This window comes from Arthrobacter sulfonylureivorans, assembly GCF_022637435.1.
Taxonomy (GTDB): domain Bacteria; phylum Actinomycetota; class Actinomycetes; order Actinomycetales; family Micrococcaceae; genus Crystallibacter; species Crystallibacter sulfonylureivorans.
On sequence record NZ_CP093326.1, the window covers coordinates 2,994,905 to 3,017,576 of the forward strand.

The following is a 22,672-nucleotide window of genomic DNA, read 5'->3' on the forward strand; positions in this document are numbered from 1 at the left end:
CCGGGGTCAGTACCCGATATTGACCGGTACGGCGTTCTGCGCCTGCGTCCCGGCGGGCACCGGCAGGACCGCAATGTCGGCTGAGCCGCCGTTGGTCAGCGTCTGCGCACCGTAGACGGCCTCGCCCGACGCGCTGATCAACCACGCCGCAGGATCGGCGTCGTCGGCCTTGGGGTTCAGCGTCACGGTGATTCCGGCGGGAACGTTGACCGTCTGCTTCTTCCCCAGTCCGCCGTCCACGTCCACCGGGGTAATTTCCAGCTGGGCGTCGCCGGACGGCGCGCTGAAGGCCATCCGGGAGCTGACGCCACCGGGAACGACTGCCAGGTGGTTGCTGCCGAGCCGGCCGGTGGCGGGTGCCCAGCCGAAGTCCACCGGCGCTCCTTCCTCGGTTGCCCTGCTGACGCGTGCGGCGGCCACGATGGAGACATCGGAGCTGACTTCGACGGAATAGGTGCCGCCCGGCAGTGAATCAAGCGGAACTCTGGTGATGCTGCCGGCGGCCGCCGTGATGACGCCGCCGCCCGGGATGCTGACCGGTCCGTCCGAGCCGATGACCCGCACTTCAAGGACGGCGTCGCTCACACCCGGTACCGCCACCTCCAACGCCGGCGCGGCGTTCTGGTAGCCGTCCTGTTGGCGGATCTTCCGCGCGAGCTTGTCATCCTGCACGGTGATCCCGGTGACCAGTTGGCGCGTTCCGGCGGGAGCCGATGCCTGCAGCAGTTCGACCCCGCCGGGCGTCAGCTGGCGCAGGATGCTCTGTTGGATGAAGCCGGTGACGGGGCCGCCGGAGGACTGGACCCGCACGGCCAGTGATTCCTGGTTGGCGGCCAGGCCTGCCAGCACGATGGAGCGGGATTCTCCCGGTGCTACCAGCAGTCCGCGGGTGCCGGCAGCCTGGATCTGTCCCTCGCCGGAGATCAGTTCCAGGTTGACCGAGGACGGAGTCTGCGAACTGTTGTGCAGCTTCAGTACAGATGTGGCGCCCACGGTGGTGGAGGCGCCGAGCAACCAGAAATCGTTTGACGGTGCCATGCAGTTGGCCGCGGCCAGGCCGCGCAGGTCGCCGTCGGAAGCCCGATAGGTCATCGCGGCACCGGCCAGCGCGGTGGTCTCCCCCACCGGGTCGGCCCGCAGCACCGTGGGAGCGGACAGCTCCTGCCCGGACACCACTGATGCGACCACCTTGGTCTCGCCGGAGGACTCTGCCGTCGGTTCGGCGATGCGCTTGAGCGGAGTGTCCTCGCCGAGTTCAGCCAGCTCGCTGCCCGGGACGTTGCCGCTCAGGTCGCTGAGCACCAAGGCCCGTGCCCTGGTCTGCGCCGTGGTGGAGACCGGGCTGAATTGCGGGTCTGTGGCCTCGGCGGCCGAGTCCAGTAGCCGGAGCGGCTCCGGGCAGACTGCGGTGTAGTCGCCGGCCGGGACGGCGGCGGAAACAGGTGGAAGCTCGGTGGCGGCACTCGGCGTGTCCGCCAAACTGCCTGCGGCAACTGCCGCGCCGGTCAGCAGCACTATGCCGGCTCCGGCGATGGCGCCCAAGGTCCGCCGCCCGCCGCCCTGCCGTGCACCGGGTCCGGCGGCACCGTTCGACCGCACCTGCGGTTGGCCGGCAGCGGCATCACGGGTGCGGTCCCGCCGCGCGGCCCGCCGGGCGGCCTTGCGATCGACCGGCTGCTCCGCTTCGACCGGGAGCATGGCCTCGGCCGGCTTGGCTGGCTCGGCAGCGGCCGGCTTGGCTGGCTCGGCGTCAGCCGTTTTGGCTGGCTCGGCAGCGGCCGGCTTGGCTGGCTCGGCGTCAGCCGTTTTGGCTGGCTCGGCAGCGGCCGGCTTGGCTGGCTCGGCAGCGGCCGGCTTGGCTGGCTCGGCAGCGGCCGTTTCAGCAGGCGCGACGTCGGCCGGCTGAGCAGGCGCGGCGTCGGCCGGCTGAGCAGGCGCGGCAGCCGTTTCCTGGTGCGGTGTCATGCCGTCGTCGGCTGCCCCGGCCGAGGCTGCCGCCCCGGTCCCTGCTTCTGTCGGCTCCGGCTGGTCACCGCGGCCGCCTGTCTCGGTCATCGTTGCTGTCCTTTTCCGGCCAAGGCTGCCGTGGCGCCGTCGTCCGGGTCTTCGAAAGCTGCACGTTGCAGTTCGGCGGTGCTGGCATCGGCCCCGGTGGTTTTGATGTGGTCGATCCGGCGCGGGGTGAACCGCCGGCGGGCCGGAATCGGGATGGCCAGCAGCACGGTCAGTCCGATAGCGAGTACCTGCAGGATACCGGTCCACGGCGACCACGGGCTGGCATAACCGATCTTCACCGTGCCTGCGGCGGCGGGGACCTCGAAAGCCTGCGCCCAGCCGTCCGCCGATGCCTCCAGCCGCTGGCCGTTCAGCGTCGCCGTCCAGCCCGGATCCTTCCGTTCGGCCAGGATCAGCCGTCGTCCGGACTCACCGGCGGGAATCTCGCCTCCCGCCGCGGTCCACTCGGACGGAACGGACTGAAGCAGCGTGCCGTTGGCATCCACCAAACGCACCCGCGCCGTCTGTGCCCCGGCCTCCGTGCCGTCGTCGGCCGTTTTACCGACAACTCGCCAGAGCCACCCGGCATCGGTTCGTCCCACGGAGGTCAGCCCGGGAACGGCGTCGATGCGGCCGGCCAGCAGTTCGGCCGCCGTGTCGGATTCCTGCAGCACCACGAAGTCAACGCCAAGGCGGACCAGCGAGGCCCGCGGGTCCACACCGGTGCCCGCCACGATGACGGCCACCGTGTTGCGCAGTTCGGCGTCGGCATCGTCATCGGCACCCACTTCGGCCTCGGTCAGCGGACCGTTCAGCGAGCGTGCCGCATAGATGGTCGAGAGCTGGTCGAGGGTGGTCCCGCTGCCGTGCATCACTGCCGCGGTCACGGTGCCGCCGGTCCCGGCGGTCAACACGAGCGCGCGCGCCTGTTCCGGCCCGGTTCCTCGATCAGCGGCCGTGGCCGGGAGCGTGCGATCGGCGCCGGGCGCTACGGACATCTGCGTGCCGAAATCGGTCAGCGTACGAGCCTCGGTGGAGGCCGTGTAGCCGGTGAACTGGGGCACCAGCCAGTGCGCCAGACCCACCACCGGGCCCAGGCCCAGGAGCACGACGGCGGCCACCGCCACCGTGCGTCGCAGACCGCTGCGCGACCGGCCCCACGAGGCCATGCCCAGCTGCATTCGGTTTCCGGCGATCAATGCCGCGCCCAACAGCAGGAACATTGCCACGGAGACAAAGGGACCGGTAAACGGTGTGACCACGGCTCCGGGCGCCACCGCGGTGGCCAGCATGGACGAGGCATACGAAGCCGCCAGCGTCAGGAAGGCGCCGAGCCAGAGCAGTCGTGCGCGGGCGGCTCCGTCGCCCCCAATCGCGCCGGCTACGGCCAGTACGAGCATCGGCACGGCCGCGACCAGTGCGTAAACCAGCGCCCACGGCCCGTGGGCAAGGTCTTCCAGCAGCGCGGCTCCGGCGAGTCCGTCGGCGGGTCCGAAGGCCAGCGGGAAACCCATCAGTTGCTGCCAGAGCGGGGCCGCGTTGAAGGCCAGCGGCAGGCCGGGGTCACTCAATAGCGCGCGCGGCTCGTTCAGTGCGGCAATGCCCATGGGCAGGGCAAGCGCCAACGGCGGGACCAGCGACCACCAGACGGTCTTGGCCCGGCGGCCCAACGAGAGCACCAGGATGACAATGAAGACAACGGCCACCGGCAGCAACGCCGGCGCCGACGCCGTGATGCCGGCCAGGCAGAGCCCGGCCGCTGCCGCCGCGGTCCAGGAGGGATTCCCGTTGATGCCCGGCTTGTGCACTCTCTCGTGCGCCAGCAGCGGGCGGTTGGCATCGACGCGCTGGACGGCCGAGCCGGTGGCCCGCAACAGGCCGAGCACGGCCCACGGGATCAGCAAATGGGCAATCAGCGCGCCGAGGCGTCCGGTGCCCAAAGCAACTTGGAACGCGGGCACGCTCGCCCAGAAAATTGCGGCCCAGAAGCGCAGGCCGCGCCGCTGCGTGAGGGCGCCGGCAGCAAACCAGGCCCCGGCAGCGGCCAGCGGCATGGCCAGCATGACCAAGGTGACGACGGCGGCAGATCCGTTCCCCAGCCCGAGCAAGGCCAGGACTGCCAGGACGTAGCCGAAAGGGTCACCGTGCCCGGACATGCCCGAACCGAGCGAGACCCACCAGCTGGAAGCGTTGTGCCAGATCTCGGCGACGGTCGCGGATAACGGCAACAGTCCGCCGCCGATGAGCGCCGGTGCACCGAAGAAGTCGAACATGCCCACCGCGGACACAATGGCCAGCGAGAGGGCGGCAACCACCAGTCCCGTACCGACCCAGGTCCGCGCGGGAGCCGCCAGCGCGGCGAAGTCATCGGACCCGCCGGTGGGCTGGTCGCTGCTGCCGGCATCCGTGCCGGAGCCGTCCCCCACCACGCCGGCGGCGAGTTCGGGGCGGAGGGACTCAGCCAGCGAACGGCGGTAGGCCCAGACCTCGCGCTGCGGCACCATCAGCGGGCGCACTATCGCCCGCGAGGTCCTGCGGGTCTTGGCCGCCTGCCGCCGGGAGGCAAAGTAGCCGACCGGACGGAAGAGGGCCACCAGCGTGGCGCCGAGCTGACGCAGGCCGTGCATCGGGTCCTTGGCCACCACGGACGCTAGGAAGCTGTACAGCCCGCCCAGCAGGGCACCCAGCCACAAGAACGGCACCTTCCACCACGCTGCGTGCTTCAACCGCAGGTGGATTTGTGCCTTGCGGGCTGCCTTGGCGGTGGTGTGGTCACTGGCCCGGGTGGCGTGGCGGACCGTCGCGGTGGGCACTACCACGACCCGGTGCCCGGCCAGCCGGTTCCGCCAGCACAAGTCCAGGTCGTCGCCGGTCCCGGGCAGGGCGGCGTCAAACCCGCCCAGCTGGTCAAAGACGTCGCGGCGCACCAGCATTCCGGCGGAGTTGACGGCGAAGAAGTCGCTGCGCCCGTTGTACTGGCCCTGGTCCAGCTCATCCAGGTCGATCATGGTCAGCCGTTCAGCCCAGCGGCTCACGGTCAGGCCGACGTCGACCAGCCGGCGCGGGTTGTCCCAGTCCACCTGCTTGCAGCCGGCGATGGTCACGGACGGCGCCGTTTCCACGGCGAGCAGCAGTTCTTCCAGGGCGTCCGGTGCCGGCGCGGAATCGTCGTGCAGCAGCCACAGCCACTCCTGCACCGCAGCGCCTTCTTCGGCGTGCTGGGGCAGCTCGGCCAACCCCACCCGCACGGCAGCACCGAAGCCAGCGCGGCCGGAAGCAGAGGTTACCGGTGTCCCGGCGGGCAGCTGCGTGCGCAGCAACTCCGCGGACGCGTCGGACGATCCGGTGTCGACGCCAAGATAGACATCGGCTGGCCGCGTCTGCTGAGTCAGCGCGGCCAGGGTCTGCGGTAGGTAGGAAGCGCCGTTATGGGCAACAACAACGGCGGTGACGCGAACTTGCTGCTGAATTAGAGCGCTCTTTTCCGTAGCCGGCGGCGCTCGCGCTCCGACAGCCCTCCCCAGATGCCGAAACGCTCGTCATTGGCCAGCGCGTATTCCAGGCACTGCGAACGCACCGTGCACGCGCCGCAAACCTTCTTCGCGTCGCGGGTAGAGCCGCCCTTCTCAGGGAAGAATGCCTCCGGATCCGTCTGTGCACAGAGGGCATCGGCCTGCCAGCCGAGTTCGCCTTCATCCTCGTAGCCGGTGCCGAAGCCCGGCAATCCGATCCACAGCGGCTTTTGCGCGGGTTCGGCCTCCGGTTCCCGCAGCAAGCGCGGAGCGGACAGCTCCAGCACATCGGCTTCGGGCTCCTCCGCCAACGCTTCGTGTGCCGCCAGGAACGCGGTAGCCGCGTCCTCAAGTGTCTGTTGGCTGGATTCGCGGAAGCGCTCTGCCGCCGCCGGATCAGCCGGATCCACATACCAATCTGCCGGTACGCCGCGCGATCCCTGCGATGCCGAAGCCTGTGCCTCTAGCTCTCGCCGGTGCGCAATACGTTCTGCCTGCCCCATCAGCCCTCCCGGTGTTGCTGTCCCAGCATGGTGCTAAGTTCGACTCCAGTGCTGGATCTCAGCGCCGAAAACGAGAATGCTGTTACACGTTTAATACTAATTACACGGGTGTAATCCGGTCCAGTCAAGTGCCGGCGGGAATCTTAGAGACAGGCGGGCCCAAGACCGGGCACGCCACGCGAAGATCTTGCCGTCGTGACACACACCACACTCCCCAACAGCTAACGAAACCCCGGCCACCGCCACAGCGCGACAGGTGTCCGCCACCCGCACCAAAGGAACTCCGTGAACCCTTCAGCCAGCATTACCGACCTGCTTGCCCGGCTGCGCCCCGACTCCTCCCCCTGCCTGGTCTGGTACGGACCGGAGGGAGAACGCATCGAGTTGTCCGGCCGCGTCATGGACAACTGGGTGGCCAAGACCGCCAACCTGCTGGCCGAGGAACTGGACACCGGCGAAGGAACAACCGTGGGCCTTCGCATGGAGCCACACTGGCGGTCGCTGGTCTGGGTGCTGGCAGCGTGGCAGGCCGGCGCTACCGTCCGGCTGGACACGGCAGGACCCGCCCCAGACGTGCTGGTCTCCGCCGATCCCGAGCAGTTGGCCGGAGACAGCACGCACCAGGTACTGGTGGCCCCGGGCGCACTCCAGTTGCGCTGGCCCGGGGAAGTGCCGGACGGCGTCCTGGACTACGCGGCGGAAGTCCGGTCCTATGCGGACGTCTACCTGGGGTTGGACACCTTGGCGGCCGACGGCATGGCCTTGGAGTACGACGGCGGAGACCTCACCTTCGGCCAGCTGCTCGGCCAGCCGGCGCCGGCCCGGATCCTGCTGGTGCCCGCACAGACCGCCTGGCCCGAGGTGCTGCGCGAGGCCCTGGCGACGTGGCAGGGCGGCGGCACCGTGGTCCTGGTGCACGCGGACGTGGAAGTGTCCCAGCGGTTGTTGGACAGTGAGCGGGTCAGCGCCCGGCTCTGAACGAACCGCTCGGCGGCTGCCGCCCGGGATCCGGGCGCGCGCCTGGCCCCGTGCCGCTGGCCCCGTGCCGCTGGTCCCGTGCCGCCTAGCTCCTGGTGGTGCCAGATGCCTGCGGTCCGTCAACTTCGGGAGAGTCCGCCGGCAGATTGGTCGCCACGTGCTGGCCGTGGTGGCTTTCGAAGATTTCCCGGTCATTGGCGAACTCCGGCTCGGCGTCCAGCTCAGCGTTGAACACCAGGAAGCGGTAGGCGAAAAACCGCATGACAGTAGCCAGGACCGTACCGAAGATGCCGGCGAACAGCAGCATGGTGGGTTCGGTGATCTCCAGCGGGTACCGGGCGATCCACACGCAGCCTGCGGAAATGACCATGCCGATGACGTTGATCACGACGAACAGGACGAGTTCGCGCAACGCGTTCGCTTGCCGGCGGTGGCGGAACGTCCAGTAGCGATTGGCAACCCAGGAGAACAGCGTCGCCACGGAAGCTGAAACAAACCGCGCCTTCACCACGCTGTCGTCCATCGGGCCGTTGATCAGCCACCAGTACACGCCGTTGTCCACGATGAAGGCGATCCCGCCGACCGTGCCGAACTTCGCTACTTCCCGCCAAAAAAGGGAAACTAGGCCGCTGATGCGCTCGGAAATAGTTCGATTCATGATCGAAGGAAGAGCCCTTTCGTTCTGGCGCCGGAATCGTGCCGGCCAACGCATCATTGTATTGCCCCAGACTGGACGTTACCTAGGACATCCCGGCGCGGGCGTGCGCAATGCAGTCCTGCCAGAGTCGGTTCGGTAACCTGACAAGGTGAGTTTTCCAGTAATCGGTGTAGTGGGCGGCGGCCAACTCGCCCGAATGATGGCCCCCTGTGCGGTAGAACTCGGCTTTGAACTGCGAGTTCTGGCCGAAGCCGAGGATGTCTCGGCGGTCTCCGCCGTCGCCAAGGCACCCGTCGGCGACTACCGGGACCTGGAGGCGCTGCGCGACTTCGCCCAGGGCCTGGACGTGCTGACGTTCGACCACGAGCATGTTCCGACTGAACACCTTCAGGCCCTGATTGCCGAGGGCGTGAACGTGCAGCCGCATCCGGACGCCCTGATCCACGCGCAGGACAAGCTGGTCATGCGCGAGGTGGTGGACAAGCTAGGGCTGCCGAACCCGGCCTGGGATTCCGTCTCCAGAGTCGAGGAGCTGGTGGCCTTCGGGGCGAAGACCGGCTGGCCGGTGGTACTCAAGACGCCGCGGGGAGGTTACGACGGCAAGGGCGTGCGGATCATCCAGGATGCCGCCGCGGCCGCCGACGCAGCCGACTGGTTTACCGGCGGCACGCTGCTGGTCGAAGAGAAGGTCGACTTCAGCCGTGAACTCTCGGCATTGGTGGCCAGGACGCCGTCCGGCGAAGCCCGGGCCTGGCCGGTGGTCCACACGATTCAAGTGGACGGGGTCTGCGACGAAGTGATCGCCCCCGCGCTGGATCTGCCCGAAGAAGTCGCCGAAGCTGCCCAGCAGGCCGCGCTGCAACTGGCCGACGAGCTCGGCGTAACCGGCGTCATGGCCGCCGAATTGTTCGCCACGCCCGGCCGCGGTTCCGGCTTCGTGATCAACGAACTGGCCATGCGCCCGCACAACACCGGCCATTGGACCCAGGACGGCTCCGTCACCAGCCAGTTCGAGCAGCATCTGCGGGCGGTCTTGGACCTGCCGCTGGGCGATACCGCGGTGCTCGGCAGCGTCGTCGTGATGAAGAACTATCTGGGTGGCGCAAATACGGATTTGTTCTCGGCATACCCCCGCGCGCTGGCGGCCGAGCCGGCCGTCAAGGTCCATGGCTACGGCAAGTCGGTCCGCCCGGGCCGAAAGATCGGCCATGTTAACGTGGTGGGCCGGGACGCGTCCCAGGTGGAGGATTTGCGCCGGCGCGCGGACCGAGTTGCCTCGATCATCCGAGACGGCGTGGATCCCCAGGAAGGCAAGCCATGAGCCAAAAGCCGATAGTCGGCGTCGTGATGGGTTCGGATTCCGACTGGCCCGTGATGGAAGCCGCCGCCCAGGCGCTGGAAGAATTCGGCATTCCCTACGAGGCGGACGTCGTCTCCGCCCACCGCATGCCGGAAGACATGATCAGCTACGGCAGGGAAGCACATACCCGCGGCCTGCGCATCATCATCGCCGGCGCCGGCGGAGCCGCGCATCTGCCCGGCATGCTCGCCTCGGTGACTCCGCTTCCGGTGATCGGGGTGCCGGTGCCGTTGAAGTACTTGGACGGCATGGACTCCCTGCTCTCCATCGTGCAGATGCCCGCCGGCGTTCCGGTGGCAACCGTGTCCGTCGGCGGAGCCCGCAACGCGGGGCTGTTGGCCGTGCGCATGCTGGCCGCCGGCGGCGATGCGCTGGCCGAACAGCTGCAGCCCGCCCTACTGGAGTTCGCCTCCAGCCTGCGGCAGGCCGCCTACGACAAGGGAGCTGTCCTGCGCCAACGCGTCGCCGGCTCCGGCGAGGCCTAGCCGGTGAGTCCCCAGCCGACCACCCGGCCCTCCGGCGCGTCGGCCCGCGGAATGACGGATCCAGTCCGTTACCCGCAGCACGCCTCTGCCCCCGTGCGGACCAAACGTGCCTTCGTCCTGCTGCTGCTGACCCTGCTCATCCCCGGCAGTGCGCAACTGGTGGCCGGGGACCGCGCGCTGGGCCGGCGCGCGCTGGCCGTAACGCTCCTGGTCTGGGCGGCCATCCTGGCAGCAGGCGTCGTGGCCTTGGTGAACTGGCCGCTGCTGGTAAACCTGGCCACCGGACGCTTCAGCTCGCTGGTACTGGTGGTGGTGCTGGCAGCGCTGGCGCTGTTCTGGGCCTTCCTGTTCCTGAACACGCTGCGCATCATCAGGCCCAACCTGCTGGCCCCGGGCGCCAAGCCCGTTGTGGCTGTGGCACTGGCCGCACTGATGCTGGTGACCAGCGGCAGCCTGGGCTACGCCGCCTATCTGCTCAATGTGAGCCGCAATGCCTTCGGCACCATTTTCGAAACCCGGCCGGCGTTCGACCCGGTCGACGGCCGCTACAACTTCCTGCTGATGGGCGGCGATGCCGGCGCGGGACGGGTCGGGCTGCGCCCGGACAGCATCCAGGTGGTCAGCGTGAACGCGGAGACCGGCCACACCGTCATGTTCGGCATTCCGCGCAACTTCCAAAACGCTCCGTTCCCGGCCGACTCGCCGATGCACGAGGTCTACCCCGAAGGCTTCAACTGCGGCGACGAGTGCATCATCAACGCCCTGTACGTGGACGTGGAGCAAAACCATGCCGACCGCTACCCGGACGCCAAGAATCCCGGTGCGGAAGCCATGAAGGACGCCGTCAGCGGCATTTTGGGGATCGAAATCCAGGCCTACGCGCTGGTGGACATGGGCGGCTTCGAGGCCCTGGTGGACGCGATGGGCGGCATCACCGTGGATGCCGGTGGCTGGGTGCCCATCTCCAACAAGACCATTCCGGGTACCAACCAGCATTACCCGCCCAAGGGCTGGATCGCCCCGGGCGTCCAGAAGCTCGACGGCTTTCACGCGCTCTGGTACGCCCGCTCCCGCGAGTTCGCCACTGACTACGACCGCGTCCAGCGCCAGCAGTGCGTGATGTCGGCTATGGTCAACCAGTTGGATCCGGCCACGGTGCTGACCCGCTTCCAGCAGCTGGCCGAGGCCGGCGAGCAGGTCGTGGAAACGGACATTCCCAGTTCCCAGCTGGGCAGTTTCGTCTCACTGGCGCTCAAGGCCAAGGACCAGAAGACGGAGCGGCTGACCATTGGTCCGCCGGACTTCGGCACGGCGGCGGACAACTTCGTCACGTACCCGGACTTCACCCAGATCCACCCGCGGGTTCAGCAGTTGTTCAGCCAGGAAACGGAGACTGAAAAGAAGGCCTCCAAGAACGACGGCGGCGGCTCCGGCGGCGGGGATTCCTCCGGCGGCGGTGACAAGCAGCCGAAGAAGTCCACGCCGAAACCGGCGGACACGCCGGAGGCGACGGATCCCCAGATCACCGAGGAGTATCTCCAGCAGCTGGCCGAGATTGGCGATACCGCTACGATCGGATCCCTCCTGGCCGACAACGGCAAGTGCTCGCTCCCCTGATCTTGCGTTCCGGTGAGGCCGGGTCCTGCCGGGACGGGTGAGGGTTCTGGCGGACGGGGCCGGGCCCGGTGTTCCGGCAGGATCATTATTCAGACAAGGACGAGGAAGAGGCTTCAAGATGTACCGGTTGACCAATGTACTGCGGCCCTACGCGTGGGGTTCGACGACGGCGATCGCCGAGCTGTTCGGCCGGGAACCGTCCGGCGGCCCGGAAGCCGAACTCTGGATCGGGGCACATCCCGACTCCCCATCCATGGTGCAGCTGGCCGACGGCGACCAACCGCTGGACGAATTCATCAAGGAGAATCCGGGCGCCACACTCGGTGAACCGGTGCTGGGCCTGTTTGGCGCCACCCTGCCGTTCCTGACAAAGGTCCTGGCCGCCGATTCGGCCCTCTCGCTCCAGGTCCACCCCACACTGGAGCAGGCAAAGTCCGGATTCGCCGCGGAGAACGCCGCCGGCATCTCCTTTAACGACGCACAGCGCAGCTACCGGGACGACAACCACAAGCCGGAGATGATCTTTGCGCTCAGCAACTTCCAGGCGCTGTGCGGTTTCCGTCCCCCGCGCGACGCGGCCCGTCTGCTGGCCGGCCTGAGGCCGAAGCTGGCCGAGGTCGGCGCCAGCCTGGACCTCCTGGACGATGTGCTCCAACTGCTGGACACCGCCGACGAGGAAGCGGCCCTGCGCGGCGCCTTCGTGGCCCTGCTCGACGGCGGGGACCGTTCCACCGGGCTGGCCACGGACACGGCCCGCGTGCTGGCGGCCGCACCGGCCGGAAGCCTGGGCAGCGAATACGCAGCGGCCGCCCGTCTGGGAGAACTCTATCCGGGCGATCCCGGTTCCTTGATCTCGTTGCTGCTCAACCTGGTCGACCTCTCCCCCGGCCAGGCGCTGTGCCTGCCGGCCGGCAACATCCACGCCTATCTGCAGGGCCTCGGCGTGGAGGTCATGGCGACATCGGACAACGTGCTGCGCGGCGGCCTCACGCCGAAGTACATCAATGTGCCGGAGCTGGTGAAAATCACCGACTTCCGCCCGATCACGCCACCGTTCGTGGCACGGACCACCACCGATGCGGGCCAGGAACTGTATTGCCCTCCGTTTGCCGAGTTCCAGCTCCAGCGCATTGAATTGTCCGACGGCGGCAGCCCCGTTCCGCTCGCCCAGCACGGTCCCACCATCGTGCTGGCGGTCTCCGGGAGCGTGCTGCTGGACTCGCCGAGGTCCGACCTGACGATCAGCCGCGGCGAGGCCGCCTTCATTCCCGCTGCCGAGCAGCCGGTGAACGTCCATCCGGCAGGCGGAACGGAAGCCGGTGCCGTGCTATTTGCGGTCACCACTTCGGGCAGCACACATGAATTCGACGAACAACGAACGGGAGCAACACTTTGACCGCTTCGATCCTGCAGTCCGAGCCGTGGGCCCGCTTCCAGCGGAGCCTGGGCAAAGAAGTATTCGAACGCAGCGGAGACGGCTGGGCCTTCCTGGCCATCATGGAAAAGACGCCGTTGGGGCGCTTCCTGTACGTCCCGTATGGCCCCGCGGCAGCAGACCACGCGGCCCTGGTCCGCGCCCTGGCAGCCCTGCGTTCCCTGGCGGCCAAGCAGCACGCCCACTACGTGCGGATCGAACCGGTGGGCACCGACCTCGGGCAACGGCCGCAGGCGGCGTTGCAGTCACTGGGCCTGGTCAAGGCCCCGGTGGATGTCCAGCCGAAGCTGACCTGGATGCTGGACCTCAAGCAGCCGGAAGAGGAGTTGCTGGCCGGCATGCGCAGCACCAGCCGGAACCTCTACCGCAACATCCACAAGAAGGGCGTCACCTTCGACGTCTCCTCCGACCCCGAAGACATCGGCATCCTCTTGGGATTCCTGCACGACGTCTCCGAGCGTGCAGAGTTCAAGGCCCAGTCCGATGACTACTTGCGGCAGGCTGCCCGGAACCTGGTGCCGGCCGGTGCGGCCAAAATCTTCACCGCACGCTTGGACGGGAAGCCGATCGCGGCAGCGCTCTCCTACGACACGGAATCGACCCGGGTCTACGCGCACGCCGCGGCTGACGACGCCCACCGCAAGCTCAATGCCGGGATTCCGCTGGTGGTCACCATGATGATGGATGCCCGCGCCGCCGGCATCGACCGCTTCGATATGTGGGGCGTCAGCCCGGAAGACGAGCCCGAGCACCAATGGGCCGGGTTCTCACGGTTCAAACGTTCCTTCGGCGGCTACGAGGTCAGCTACCCGGGCAGCTGGGACCTGCCGGTCAACCAGCTGATGTACCGGGCCTATCTGCTCACCCGGCGGGCCCGCGAGGCGGCTGGCCCCGCCGTACACAAGGCGCGCACCACCGTGCTGCCGGCGGCGCACAAGGCGCGCAACGCCGTCGTGCCGTCCCTTCGGAAGCTGCGAGCCAAGCTCCCGCGCTGAGTCGGCACGGCCTTTCCCGGCCTGGCACGCCGGCGGGGAAAGGCACAGCGAAAACCCCGCACCAGCCTGGGCCGGTGCGGGGTTTCGTTGTGCTCAGACCCTCAGCGTTGCGCTGAGGCGGTCCGTTAGAGCTTCCGCTCGAAGCGGTCCCACTTGTATTCCTGGTGCTCGCCCTCGACAAACCGGATGGTGCCGGACTTGGACCGCATCACGATCGACTGCGTCAGGACCTTGTGGTTCTTGTAGCGGACGCCGCGCAGCAGGTCGCCGTCGGTGATGCCGGTGGCCACGAAGAAGCAATTGTCGCTGGTGACCAGGTCATCGGTGGTCAGCACACGGTCCAGATCGTGGCCGGCGTCGATGGCCTTCTGCTTTTCCTCGTCGCTGGTGGGCCAGAGCCGGCCTTGGATCACGCCGCCCAAAGACTTGATGGCGCAGGCCGTGACGATGCCCTCCGGGGTACCGCCGATGCCCATCAGGACGTCCACGTCGGTGCCTTCACGGGCGGCTGCGATGCCGCCGGCAACGTCGCCGTCCATGATGAACTTGGTGCGCGCACCCGCGGCGCGGATCTCCTCCACGTACGGCTTGTGCCGGTCGCGGTCCAGGATCATCACGTTGATCTGGTTGATCTTCTTGTTCTTGGCCTTGGCGATCAGGTGCAGGTTCTGCTTGATGGGCAGGCGCAGGTCCACCAAATCGGCCGCTTCAGGGCCGGTGACCAGCTTCTCCATGTAGAACACGGCCGAGGGATCAAACATGGTGCCGCGCTCGGAGACAGCCAGTACGGACAGCGCGTTGTTGATGCCCAGCGCCGTCAGCCGGGTGCCGTCGATCGGGTCCACGGCGACGTCGCACTCGGCGCCGGTGCCATCGCCGACCTTTTCACCGTTGAACAGCATCGGGGCTTCGTCCTTTTCGCCCTCGCCGATGACCACCACCCCGTTGAAGCTGACGGTGGACAGGAACGCCCGCATGGCGTCCACGGCCGCGCCGTCTGCCGCGTTCTTGTCGCCATAGCCCACCCAGTGGCCGCCGGCGATCGCCGCGGCTTCGGTGACGCGCACCAGTTCCAGGGCCAGGTTGCGGTCCGGCTCATTGTCACCGACACGCATCGACGGCGGGAAGTTGGAAAAGGGATCAGCCTGGGCTTCGTGGGACACTTCGACCTCATCTTCGAGTAGCTCTTCAGACAACACCGGCTGTGGTGCCGTGATGGATGAATCTGCACTGCGGACATCTTCCATTGCTTTCGATCATAGTCGCCAGCACCCGGGGATCCAGCGCGCCGGGATCGGCGCCCGGCCGTGGGACTGCTGCCCGTGTGCGCGCGGGACGCGGGTATCTGAGATCATGGAACGGTGAGTGAAGTGCGTCCCGAGGAATCGATCGAATCGGCTGGATCGGCTGAATTGCCTGCCAAGCCTGTCCTGACGGCCAAGCAGGCCAACCGGGCGAAAGCGCCGGTAGTCGGCATGTTGCTGGCCGTGGGTCTCACGCTTGCCGTGCTGCTGCCGGTGATGTTCCTGAACCCGGGCAGCAAGCCCGATGTCTACAAACGTAATATTGACGTCCCCGGCGTCGCGCTCCAGGCCGAATCCACCGCGGGCTACCTGCCGCTCGCCGTGAATCTTCCTCAGGGCTGGACATCCAATTACGCCCGGTGGAACACCGGGGGCACGGCCCAGGTACCAGCATGGGAGGTCGGCTATCTCACGCCCGGCCAGCAGTACATCGGGCTAGTCCAGACCGACAAGGCGAATCCCACCTGGATTGGCCAAGTCACCGATAACGCACCGGTGACCGGCGACCGCAAGGCCGGCGCCAGCTGGGAACTGCGCGATGCCGGCCAAGGCGAGCGCAGCCTGGTGCTGGAGCGCGACGACGTCACGGTCATCCTCAGCGGCACGGCTGAACTGGACGAATTCGACGTGCTCGCCACCGCCGTCGTCAAATCGCTGGACGGCAAGTAACCAAACGTCCCCCGCGCGTCGCGAATGCGCGGCCAGGGCACCACCAAGCCGTAAGGTTGCTTCGTGCCCACCTCAATGACTCCCGCCCAGGCCTGGCAAAAACTTCTCGACGGCAACGCCCGCTTTGTGGCGGGGACGTCGGTCCACCCCAATCAAGACGCCGCACGGCGCAGTTCGTTGGTCAACGAACAGAATCCTTTCGCCATCATCTTCGGCTGTTCCGACTCCCGGCTGGCGGCAGAAATCATTTTCGACCTGGGGCTGGGCGATGCCTTCGTGGTCCGCACAGCGGGGCACGTCCTCGGCGACGCGGTGATCGGCTCGCTGGAATACGGCGTGGACGTGCTCAACGTCCCGCTCATCGTCATCTTGGGCCATGACAGCTGCGGCGCGGTGACCGCCGCCAAGAACACCATAGATACCGGCGTGATGCCTCGCGGCGGCCTGCGCGACCTGGTGGAGCGGATTACTCCGTCGGTGCTGGCTGCCCGGCGTGCCGGACTCGACGACATCAACGACATGGTGATCGAAAACGTGCGCCAATCCTCCGAACGCCTGCTCGACAGTTCGCGCGCCATTTCGGAGGCCGTCGACGCCGGCCGCACGGCCGTCGTCGGAGTTGCCTACCGGCTGGCGGACGGCCGCGCCGATTTGGTCGCCGGACACGGCGCACTCTAGCCCGACGCCGGCCGCTTGCCGGGTGGCACGCGCCGACGTCGCACCGCCGACAGCGGCGCAACACGATTCGGAACCGGCGCCACAGCGGGCCTAAGCTTGGAGCCATGACTTCTGCCGATTCTGCTGAATACCGCATCGAACACGACACCATGGGTGAGGTCCGGGTTCCGGCCAACGCCCTCTACCGTGCGCAGACCCAGCGCGCCGTCGAGAACTTCCCGATCTCCGGCAAGACGCTGGAGCGCGCCCACATCGAGGCCCTGGCCCGGATCAAGAAGGCAGCCGCCACCGCCAACGCCGAACTGGGCGTGCTGGACGGCGAGCTGGCCAAGGCCATCGCCGCGGCCGCCGATCAGGTAGCCACCGGACAGTACGACGGCGACTTCCCGATCGACGTCTTCCAGACCGGCTCCGGCACCTCCTCGAACATGAACACCAACGAGGTTCTGGCCGAGCTCGCCACCCGCGCGCTGAAGGCCGCCGGCAGCGACAAGACGGTGCACCCGAACGACCACGTCAACGCCTCGCAGTCCTCCAACGACGTCTTCCCGACCTCGGTGCATGTGGCAGCCACTTCCGCGCTGATCAACGAGCTGATCCCGGCGCTGGACTACCTGGCCGCTTCGCTGGAGCGCAAGGCCGAGGAGTTCAAGGACGTGGTGAAGTCCGGCCGCACCCACCTGATGGATGCCACCCCGGTCACCTTGGGCCAGGAGTTCGGCGGGTACGCCGCCCAGGTTCGCTACGGCATCGAACGCATTGAAGCCTCGCTGCCGCGCGTGGCCGAGGTCCCGCTGGGCGGCACCGCCGTCGGCACCGGCATCAACACTCCGGCGGGCTTCCCGCAGCGCGTGATCGAACTGCTGGCCGCCGACACCGGCCTGCCGCTGACCGAAGCCCGCAACCACTTCGAGGCGCAGGCCAACCGCGACGGCTTGATCGAGGCATCCGGCCAGCTGCGCAACATCGCCTACGCGTTCATGAAGATCAACAACGACCTGCGCTGGATGGGCTCCGGCCCCAACACCGGCCTGGGCGAGATCGCTATCCCGGATCTGCAGCCGGGCTCCTCGATCATGCCGGGCAAGGTCAATCCGGTCATCTGCGAGGCAGCCATCATGGTGGCCGCCCAGGTGGTGGGCAATGACACCACCATCGCCTTGTCCTCCACCAACGGCGCCTTCGAACTGAACGTGGGCATCCCGGTGATGGCCGCCAACCTGCTGGAGTCCATCCGCCTGCTGGCCAACACCTCACGGGTCATGGCGGACAAGATGATCGACGGGCTGACCGCGAACGTGGAGCGTGCGCGCTTCCTGGCCGAAGCCTCCCCCTCGATCGTGACCCCGCTGAACAAGTACATCGGCTACGAAAACGCCGCCAAGATCGCCAAGCACTCGGTCAAGGAAGGCCTGACCGTGCGCGAGTCCGTTGTTGCCCTGGGCTTCCTGGAGCGCGGCGAACTGACCGAAGAGCAGCTGGATTCTGCCTTGGACGTGCTGTCCATGACCCTGCCGCCGCAGGCGAAGTAGTAAACGGCTCCCCCCGCGGGCCTCAGAGGGCGTTCCGGCTTCGGCCGGGACGCCCTTCGCTGTGCGGGTCACCCCACGCCGCGCAGCGTACCGTCGCCGGAGAGCTGTGGTGCGGACCACTGCTTTTGCACTATCTGCTAAAAAGTGCAAAAGTACACTCCGTGCGAGATGATGCAAACAACGACGGCGGTGGCTTGCGCGAGCGCAAACGCGCCGCCACCCGCTCGGCCATCACCGCCTCGGCCCGGTTGCTGACCGCACGCAGCGGCATCAACGGGTTCACCGTCGAGGAGGTCTGCGAACGTGCGGGCATCTCCCGGCGCACCTTCTTCAATTACTTCCCGGCCAAGGAAGATGCCATCCTCGGCCATCCTGGCGATGACATTCCCGAGGCGCTGGCGGAGGCGTTTGTCGCCGGCGGCAGGGGCACAGCGGCCGGCGCCGTCTCCGCATCCCTCTGGCCGGACTTCATTGAACTAGCCGTCGGCATGATGGAGTCAATGGCCATGACCCGCTCGGAAGTCGTTGCCCTGAAGGAGGCCATCACGGCCGAGCCCCGGCTGATGGAAAAAGCCATGCATGGCTCCAGCGCCGCCGAGCAGCACTACGTGGCAATGCTGGCGGAGCGGGAATCCTTGCCGGCGGATGACCCGAGGCTGCAGATGGCCATCGGCGCCATGGCCAGCGTGGCCAAATACGCCGGGACGCTGTTCTTTGCGCCGGACAACACGCGCAGCTACCGCGACATCCTCACCTCCGCCATCGAGGCGCTGGCGGCCGTCGCGCCGTTGCCTGGGTCCACCGCGGCAGGTGACCAGGCGACCGGTCCCCCGTCCGCCTGACCGTCAGGCGCCACCACCGGCCGCCACCACCAGCCGCTCCGAGTGGCCCGATCCCTCAATCCGCCGTCCGTTACCGTCCCGAAGGACACTGCCATGACCACTACTGCCGCGCGGGCTTCCGAGCCGCTGCTGCTGACCCAGAGGCGCATCTGGATCATTTTCTCGGCGCTGATTGCCGGCATGATGCTTGCCAGCCTCGACCAGACCATCGTCTCCACCGCGATGCCGACCATTGTGGGCCAGCTTGGCGGAGTGGAGCACCAGGCCTGGATCACCACCGCCTACTTGCTGGCCACCACAATTGTCATGCCGATCTACGGCAAATTCGGCGACGTGCTGGGCCGCCGCAACCTCTTCCTTATTGCGATCGCGCTGTTTACCTTGGCCTCGATCGGCTGTGCGCTGGCCACTGATTTTTGGGGCTTTGTCCTCTTCCGTGCCTTCCAGGGCTTGGGCGGCGGCGGCTTGATGATCCTTTCGCAGGCGATTATCGCCGACATCGTGCCCGCCAACGAACGCGGCAAGTACATGGGGCCGCTGGGTGCGATCTTCGGACTCTCCGCCGTCGCGGGCCCGCTGCTCGGCGGCTTCTTCGTGGACCACATGACCTGGCAGTGGGCCTTTTACATCAACATCCCGATTGGCCTGGCCGCCTTCGCCATCGCTTGGTTCGCCCTGACCTTGCCGTCCAAGAAGGCCACCCGGAAGATCGATCTTGCCGGTGTCGTGCTGCTGTCCATCGCCACCACCTGCCTGATCTTCTTCACCGATTTCGGCGGCGACACCGAACACGGCTGGACCGCTCCGGAAACCTGGGCATTCGGCGCCGCCCTGCTGCTGTCCGCCGCAGCCTTCATCCGGGTTGAGGCACGTGCCGACGACCCCATCATTCCGCTGTCGCTCTTCCGTAATCCGGTCTTCGTCAATGCCACAGCCATCGGCTTCACGCTGGGCATCGGCATGTTCGCGGCGATCGCTTTCGTACCCACGTTCCTGCAGATGTCCTCCGGCACCTCGGCCGCGGCATCCGGTCTGCTGATGCTGCCCATGATGGTGGGCATGATGGGCACATCGATCTGGTCGGGACTGGCCATCACCAAGAGCGGCAAGTACAAGGCGTTCCCGATCGCGGGTTCTGTCACCACCGCGGTCGCCCTGCTGGCGCTGACCACTCTGGCCGCCGACACGCCGATCTGGCTGATCTGCGCCTATCTCTTCGTCTTCGGCGCCGGCCTGGGCCTGATCATGCAGGTGGTTGTGCTCGTGGTCCAGAATGCGGTGGCGCCTGACCTGGTGGGGACCGCAACCAGCACCAACAACTACTTCCGCGAGGTCGGTGCCGCACTGGGTGTGGCGATTTTCGGAACGATCTTCACCAACAACCTCTCCGGGAAACTAACTGCAGTGTTTACCGATGCCGGCGCCTCCCCCGCCGACGCGGGCAACGCAACCGCCACCTTGGACCCCCAGGCCATGGAAGCTCTGCCGGAGCCAGTCCGCGACGGCATCGTGACCGCGTACGCCGACTCGCTGGCTCCCGTGTTCTGGTACCTCGTGCCGTTCATCGCTGCCGCATTCCTGCTGGCTCTGTTCCTCAAGCAAGTACCGCTCTCCGACGTGGCCGGCATGGTTGCCCGCGGGGAAGCGATCGGCGGCGAAGAGGCAGAACGGCTGGAAGCTGAACACCACGACCGGCGGCAGAGTGTCCAATCGGAGTCAGGATCCGGCGGCGAACCTGTGCCGGCGGATCAGGTGCCGGCTACCGCCAGTGCGGCAGCTGAACCGCAACCGGAGGCCCGAAACTAAGCTTCCGGCATCGATTCCGCGGTGCGGTTTTCGGAGGGCTTCGTCCGTCAGGACGAGGCCCTCCTGCTATTTTGGCCCCTGCCGGGCTGAAACGATTGAAAACAGCTTGTGCTGTGGGTGGCTGGTATTAGGATGAGGCGCACACGTGCCCCTTGGGCGGCCGGTGGAGGCCGGATCTGCGGCCGCCGCCTGGTCCTTCTGGGAGCATGCCGAGGAATGTCCAGGAGGTCTCCATGATTGGCGATTCGCAGACCCCGTCCCTGAGGACGGCCGACTACCCACTACCGGACCAACCGAAAACCACTGGACGATTTATCGTCGTCTTCGCCGACCGCTCAGATGATTGCGCCGGGATCTTAGCCGAGGCAGCAGGCCTCACCCGTGTGACGGACAGCCGGGACTTCGGCACCCGCGGAGTGGACCCGGACACGGCCTCCGGCGCGGAGGCAACCCTGTTCGCGAATCTGGGCATCGCCGTCGTCGACGCGGCTCCGGACCAAATCGGTGCGCTTCAAGTGAGCTCCGCGGACAAGCACCGGGTCCTTTCGGTCTCGCCCGAACTCATCCACGATGTGCTGGGTTCGGCCGACGACTACGTTGCCGGCTACCGCGACGGCGTGGCTGACCTGGCTGGACGCCTCGCGGCCGGCCCTCACACCGGGCGGGACGCAGCGTCCACACCGGCGGATTTCGCCGACAATAACAACTTCACCTGGGGGCTACAAGCGACCAGGGCCGTCTCGTCTCCCTATTCGGGACAGGGCGTGCGGGTCGCTGTGCTGGACACTGGCGTCGATGGCTCGCATCCGGATTTTGCCGGTCGCGGCATCACCAAAGCTTCCTTCGTCGCCGGCGAGCCGCCGCAGGACGGGCACGGACACGGCACGCACTGCATCGGGATCGCCTGCGGCCCGAAAGTTCCCGGTACTGGTCCCCGCTACGGTGTTGCCCACGAAGCGGAGATCTTTGCCGGAAAGGTGCTGAGCAATGCCGGTTCCGGCACCGATGCAGGCATCCTGGCGGGGATCGACTGGGCGGTGGGCAACGGCTGCGCCGTGATTTCTTTGTCACTGGGTGCCGATGTGGCACAGATCCACCCGCCCTACACAGCCGCCGGAAGCCGGGCGCTGGAACAAGGATCCTTGATCGTCGCCGCGGCGGGCAATAATGCGGACCGGCGGAAAGGCGAATTCGGATTCGTGGGTTCCCCGGCCAATAGTCCGTTCATCATGGCCGTGGCAGCGCTGGACCAAGCCCTCGACATCGCATTCTTTTCGGCCCGCAGCCTTCCCCTGCGCGGCGGGCAGGTGGACTGTGCCGGTCCCGGCGTCCATGTGTACTCATCATGGCCCATGCCGAAGCGATACAACACCATCAGCGGAACCAGTATGGCAACGCCCCATGCTGCCGGCGTGGCGGCGTTGTGGGCGCAGGCTACCGGCCGGCGAGGCTTGGAACTATGGGCCACCCTGGTCCAGGAAGCCGAGCGTTTGCCCCTGCTTTCGGTCGATGTCGGCGCAGGGATGGTGCTTGCCCCTCAATAATCTCTTCCCCTCGCGGGTCGCCGTAGACATATCATGGGTGGTATGCAGATCACCGTTACGGTGCGCCATGACTACCTCTCCGATACCGTTCGGATCGCCGAACAGTTGACGGCCGGAGGCATGCACGTGGAGAACGTGCTCTCCACGTTGGGCATGATCACCGGTTCGCTCCCGGAAGGACAGCGCGCTGCCCTTGCCGGGATCGAGGGCGTTGAATCCGTCGACGAAGACCGGCAAGTAGTCCTACCGCCGCCCGACTCGGACATCCAATAGCGTCAGCGGACAAACTCCGGGACGCCCGTGGCCCGCAGCGCTGCCTCCAGCCTGTCCCGATGGTAGTCGGTCAGCTCCGGCAGTTCGTCCAGTCCGAACCAGCCGACCTCGGCGGACTCGTCGTCGTTGACCCGGGCGTGGCCGCTGACGTGCCGGCACCGGAAGTTCAGTGTGAGGAACTGGGCCCGGTCTCCGTTGACGAACTCCATCGGACCGCCCGCGTAGACCTCGGCCAACTGTTCGACTTCGGCCTCGATGCCGGTCTCCTCCAGGACCTCGCGCACGACGCCCACAGCGGGTTGCTCCCCCGGGTCAAGAATTCCGGTAATCAGCGTCCAGCGCCCGTTATCCGCACGGCGGCCCAGCAGCACCCGGTTTCGGTCATCCAGCACCACTGCTGTGACCCCCGGCAGCCAGAGCAAGTCGTGGCCAATCTTCTCGCGCAGCCGCAGGATGAAATCGGGAGTTGGCATCATCCCAGCCTAC

General features: G+C 67.2%; 19 protein-coding genes. 13 read left to right on the forward strand and 6 right to left on the reverse strand.

Annotation, left to right across the window (positions count from 1 at the left end):
• Positions 1–6: 6 nt before the first annotated feature.
• From MNQ99_RS13755 to MNQ99_RS13765, 3 genes are read right to left on the reverse strand one after another with little or no spacing between them, the layout of a single operon-like run.
• Positions 7–2,055 (reverse strand): DUF5719 family protein, encoded by a 2,049-nt coding sequence (locus MNQ99_RS13755; protein WP_241913313.1) that lies wholly within the window; start codon positions 2,053–2,055, stop codon positions 7–9.
• Positions 2,052–5,519, reverse strand: a complete 3,468-nt coding sequence (locus MNQ99_RS13760) for a glycosyltransferase family 2 protein (protein ID WP_338423129.1) — start codon at positions 5,517–5,519, stop codon at positions 2,052–2,054. Before MNQ99_RS13760 ends, MNQ99_RS13755 begins: the two co-directional genes overlap by 4 nt.
• Complete coding sequence (locus MNQ99_RS13765) at positions 5,465–6,010, reverse strand: WhiB family transcriptional regulator (RefSeq protein WP_127511942.1); 546 nt, start codon at positions 6,008–6,010, stop codon at positions 5,465–5,467. Before MNQ99_RS13765 ends, MNQ99_RS13760 begins: the two co-directional genes overlap by 55 nt.
• A 285-nt stretch (positions 6,011–6,295) precedes the next feature.
• Here MNQ99_RS13765 and MNQ99_RS13770 point away from each other — a divergent pair, with 285 nt between their 5' ends.
• Positions 6,296–6,988, forward strand: coding sequence for a TIGR03089 family protein (locus MNQ99_RS13770; RefSeq protein WP_127511943.1), 693 nt, complete (start codon positions 6,296–6,298; stop codon positions 6,986–6,988).
• Positions 6,989–7,073: 85 nt separating this feature from the next.
• Here the strand turns inward: MNQ99_RS13770 and MNQ99_RS13775 are convergent, their stop codons facing one another.
• Positions 7,074–7,646, reverse strand: a complete 573-nt coding sequence (locus MNQ99_RS13775) for a GtrA family protein (RefSeq protein ID WP_127511944.1) — start codon at positions 7,644–7,646, stop codon at positions 7,074–7,076.
• Positions 7,647–7,842: 196 nt separating this feature from the next.
• Here MNQ99_RS13775 and MNQ99_RS13780 point away from each other — a divergent pair, with 196 nt between their 5' ends.
• The 5 genes from MNQ99_RS13780 (at position 7,843) to MNQ99_RS13800 (ending at position 13,538) form a co-directional block, all read left to right on the forward strand.
• Positions 7,843–8,967 carry a 5-(carboxyamino)imidazole ribonucleotide synthase gene (locus MNQ99_RS13780; RefSeq protein WP_241915377.1) on the forward strand — a complete coding sequence of 375 codons (1,125 nt, stop codon included), beginning with the start codon at positions 7,843–7,845 and terminating at the stop codon, positions 8,965–8,967.
• Positions 8,964–9,491 carry a 5-(carboxyamino)imidazole ribonucleotide mutase gene (gene purE / locus MNQ99_RS13785; protein WP_241913314.1) on the forward strand — a complete coding sequence of 176 codons (528 nt, stop codon included), beginning with the start codon at positions 8,964–8,966 and terminating at the stop codon, positions 9,489–9,491. The genes MNQ99_RS13780 and purE overlap by 4 nt, the downstream gene beginning before the upstream one ends.
• A gap of 51 nt (positions 9,492–9,542) precedes the next feature.
• Positions 9,543–11,108 carry an LCP family protein gene (locus MNQ99_RS13790; RefSeq protein WP_241915378.1) on the forward strand — a complete coding sequence of 522 codons (1,566 nt, stop codon included), beginning with the start codon at positions 9,543–9,545 and terminating at the stop codon, positions 11,106–11,108.
• Positions 11,109–11,226: 118 nt separating this feature from the next.
• Entirely contained in the window at positions 11,227–12,504 is a 1,278-nt protein-coding gene (gene manA / locus MNQ99_RS13795; protein ID WP_241913315.1) for a mannose-6-phosphate isomerase, class I, read from the forward strand.
• A complete protein-coding gene (locus MNQ99_RS13800; RefSeq protein ID WP_241913316.1) occupies positions 12,501–13,538 on the forward strand; it encodes a lipid II:glycine glycyltransferase FemX in 1,038 nt (345 codons plus the stop codon). The genes manA and MNQ99_RS13800 overlap by 4 nt, the downstream gene beginning before the upstream one ends.
• Positions 13,539–13,663: 125 nt before the next feature.
• On the opposite strand, the gene glpX is transcribed toward MNQ99_RS13800, so the two are convergent.
• The gene (gene glpX, locus MNQ99_RS13805; RefSeq protein WP_127512143.1) at positions 13,664–14,653 is read right to left on the reverse strand and encodes a class II fructose-bisphosphatase; all 990 of its coding nucleotides are present in this window, start codon (positions 14,651–14,653) and stop codon (positions 13,664–13,666) included.
• Positions 14,654–14,899: 246 nt separating this feature from the next.
• Between glpX and MNQ99_RS13810 the strand changes: the two genes are divergently transcribed.
• From MNQ99_RS13810 to MNQ99_RS13840, 7 genes are all read left to right on the forward strand, one after another.
• A complete protein-coding gene (locus tag MNQ99_RS13810) occupies positions 14,900–15,511 on the forward strand; it encodes a DUF4245 domain-containing protein (protein WP_241913317.1) in 612 nt (203 codons plus the stop codon).
• Positions 15,512–15,574: 63 nt separating this feature from the next.
• Positions 15,575–16,189 carry a carbonic anhydrase gene (locus MNQ99_RS13815; protein WP_127511950.1) on the forward strand — a complete coding sequence of 205 codons (615 nt, stop codon included), beginning with the start codon at positions 15,575–15,577 and terminating at the stop codon, positions 16,187–16,189.
• Between the two features lie 104 nt (positions 16,190–16,293).
• A complete protein-coding gene (locus MNQ99_RS13820; RefSeq protein ID WP_241913318.1) occupies positions 16,294–17,721 on the forward strand; it encodes a class II fumarate hydratase in 1,428 nt (475 codons plus the stop codon).
• A 161-nt stretch (positions 17,722–17,882) separates the two neighbouring features.
• Positions 17,883–18,563, forward strand: coding sequence for a TetR/AcrR family transcriptional regulator (locus tag MNQ99_RS13825; RefSeq protein WP_241913319.1), 681 nt, complete (start codon positions 17,883–17,885; stop codon positions 18,561–18,563).
• 93 nt (positions 18,564–18,656) lie between these two features.
• Entirely contained in the window at positions 18,657–20,369 is a 1,713-nt protein-coding gene (locus tag MNQ99_RS13830) for an MDR family MFS transporter (protein WP_241913320.1), read from the forward strand.
• Positions 20,370–20,602: 233 nt separating this feature from the next.
• Complete coding sequence (locus tag MNQ99_RS13835) at positions 20,603–21,913, forward strand: S8 family serine peptidase (protein WP_241913321.1); 1,311 nt, start codon at positions 20,603–20,605, stop codon at positions 21,911–21,913.
• 42 nt (positions 21,914–21,955) lie between these two features.
• Complete coding sequence (locus tag MNQ99_RS13840) at positions 21,956–22,186, forward strand: hypothetical protein (protein WP_127511955.1); 231 nt, start codon at positions 21,956–21,958, stop codon at positions 22,184–22,186.
• Positions 22,187–22,188: 2 nt separating this feature from the next.
• On the opposite strand, the gene MNQ99_RS13845 is transcribed toward MNQ99_RS13840, so the two are convergent.
• Complete coding sequence (locus MNQ99_RS13845; protein WP_241913322.1) at positions 22,189–22,659, reverse strand: NUDIX hydrolase; 471 nt, start codon at positions 22,657–22,659, stop codon at positions 22,189–22,191.
• Positions 22,660–22,672: the final 13 nt, after the last annotated feature.

Excerpts from the sequence above, each read along its gene's own strand:
- MNQ99_RS13755 (WP_241913313.1), bottom strand. The coding sequence starts at position 2,055 with ATGACCGAGACAGGCGGCCGCGGTGACCAGCCGGAGCCGACAGAAGCA.
- MNQ99_RS13765 (WP_127511942.1), bottom strand. The coding sequence starts at position 6,010 with ATGGGGCAGGCAGAACGTATTGCGCACCGGCGAGAGCTAGAGGCACAG.
- MNQ99_RS13775 (WP_127511944.1), bottom strand. The coding sequence starts at position 7,646 with ATGAATCGAACTATTTCCGAGCGCATCAGCGGCCTAGTTTCCCTTTTT.
- MNQ99_RS13780 (WP_241915377.1), top strand. The coding sequence starts at position 7,843 with ATGATGGCCCCCTGTGCGGTAGAACTCGGCTTTGAACTGCGAGTTCTG.
- purE (WP_241913314.1), top strand. The coding sequence starts at position 8,964 with ATGAGCCAAAAGCCGATAGTCGGCGTCGTGATGGGTTCGGATTCCGAC.
- MNQ99_RS13790 (WP_241915378.1), top strand. The coding sequence starts at position 9,543 with ATGACGGATCCAGTCCGTTACCCGCAGCACGCCTCTGCCCCCGTGCGG.
- manA (WP_241913315.1), top strand. The coding sequence starts at position 11,227 with ATGTACCGGTTGACCAATGTACTGCGGCCCTACGCGTGGGGTTCGACG.
- glpX (WP_127512143.1), bottom strand. The coding sequence starts at position 14,653 with ATGCGTGTCGGTGACAATGAGCCGGACCGCAACCTGGCCCTGGAACTG.
- MNQ99_RS13820 (WP_241913318.1), top strand. The coding sequence starts at position 16,294 with ATGACTTCTGCCGATTCTGCTGAATACCGCATCGAACACGACACCATG.
- MNQ99_RS13830 (WP_241913320.1), top strand. The coding sequence starts at position 18,657 with ATGACCACTACTGCCGCGCGGGCTTCCGAGCCGCTGCTGCTGACCCAG.
- MNQ99_RS13835 (WP_241913321.1), top strand. The coding sequence starts at position 20,603 with ATGATTGGCGATTCGCAGACCCCGTCCCTGAGGACGGCCGACTACCCA.
- MNQ99_RS13840 (WP_127511955.1), top strand. The coding sequence starts at position 21,956 with ATGCAGATCACCGTTACGGTGCGCCATGACTACCTCTCCGATACCGTT.
- MNQ99_RS13845 (WP_241913322.1), bottom strand. The coding sequence starts at position 22,659 with ATGCCAACTCCCGATTTCATCCTGCGGCTGCGCGAGAAGATTGGCCAC.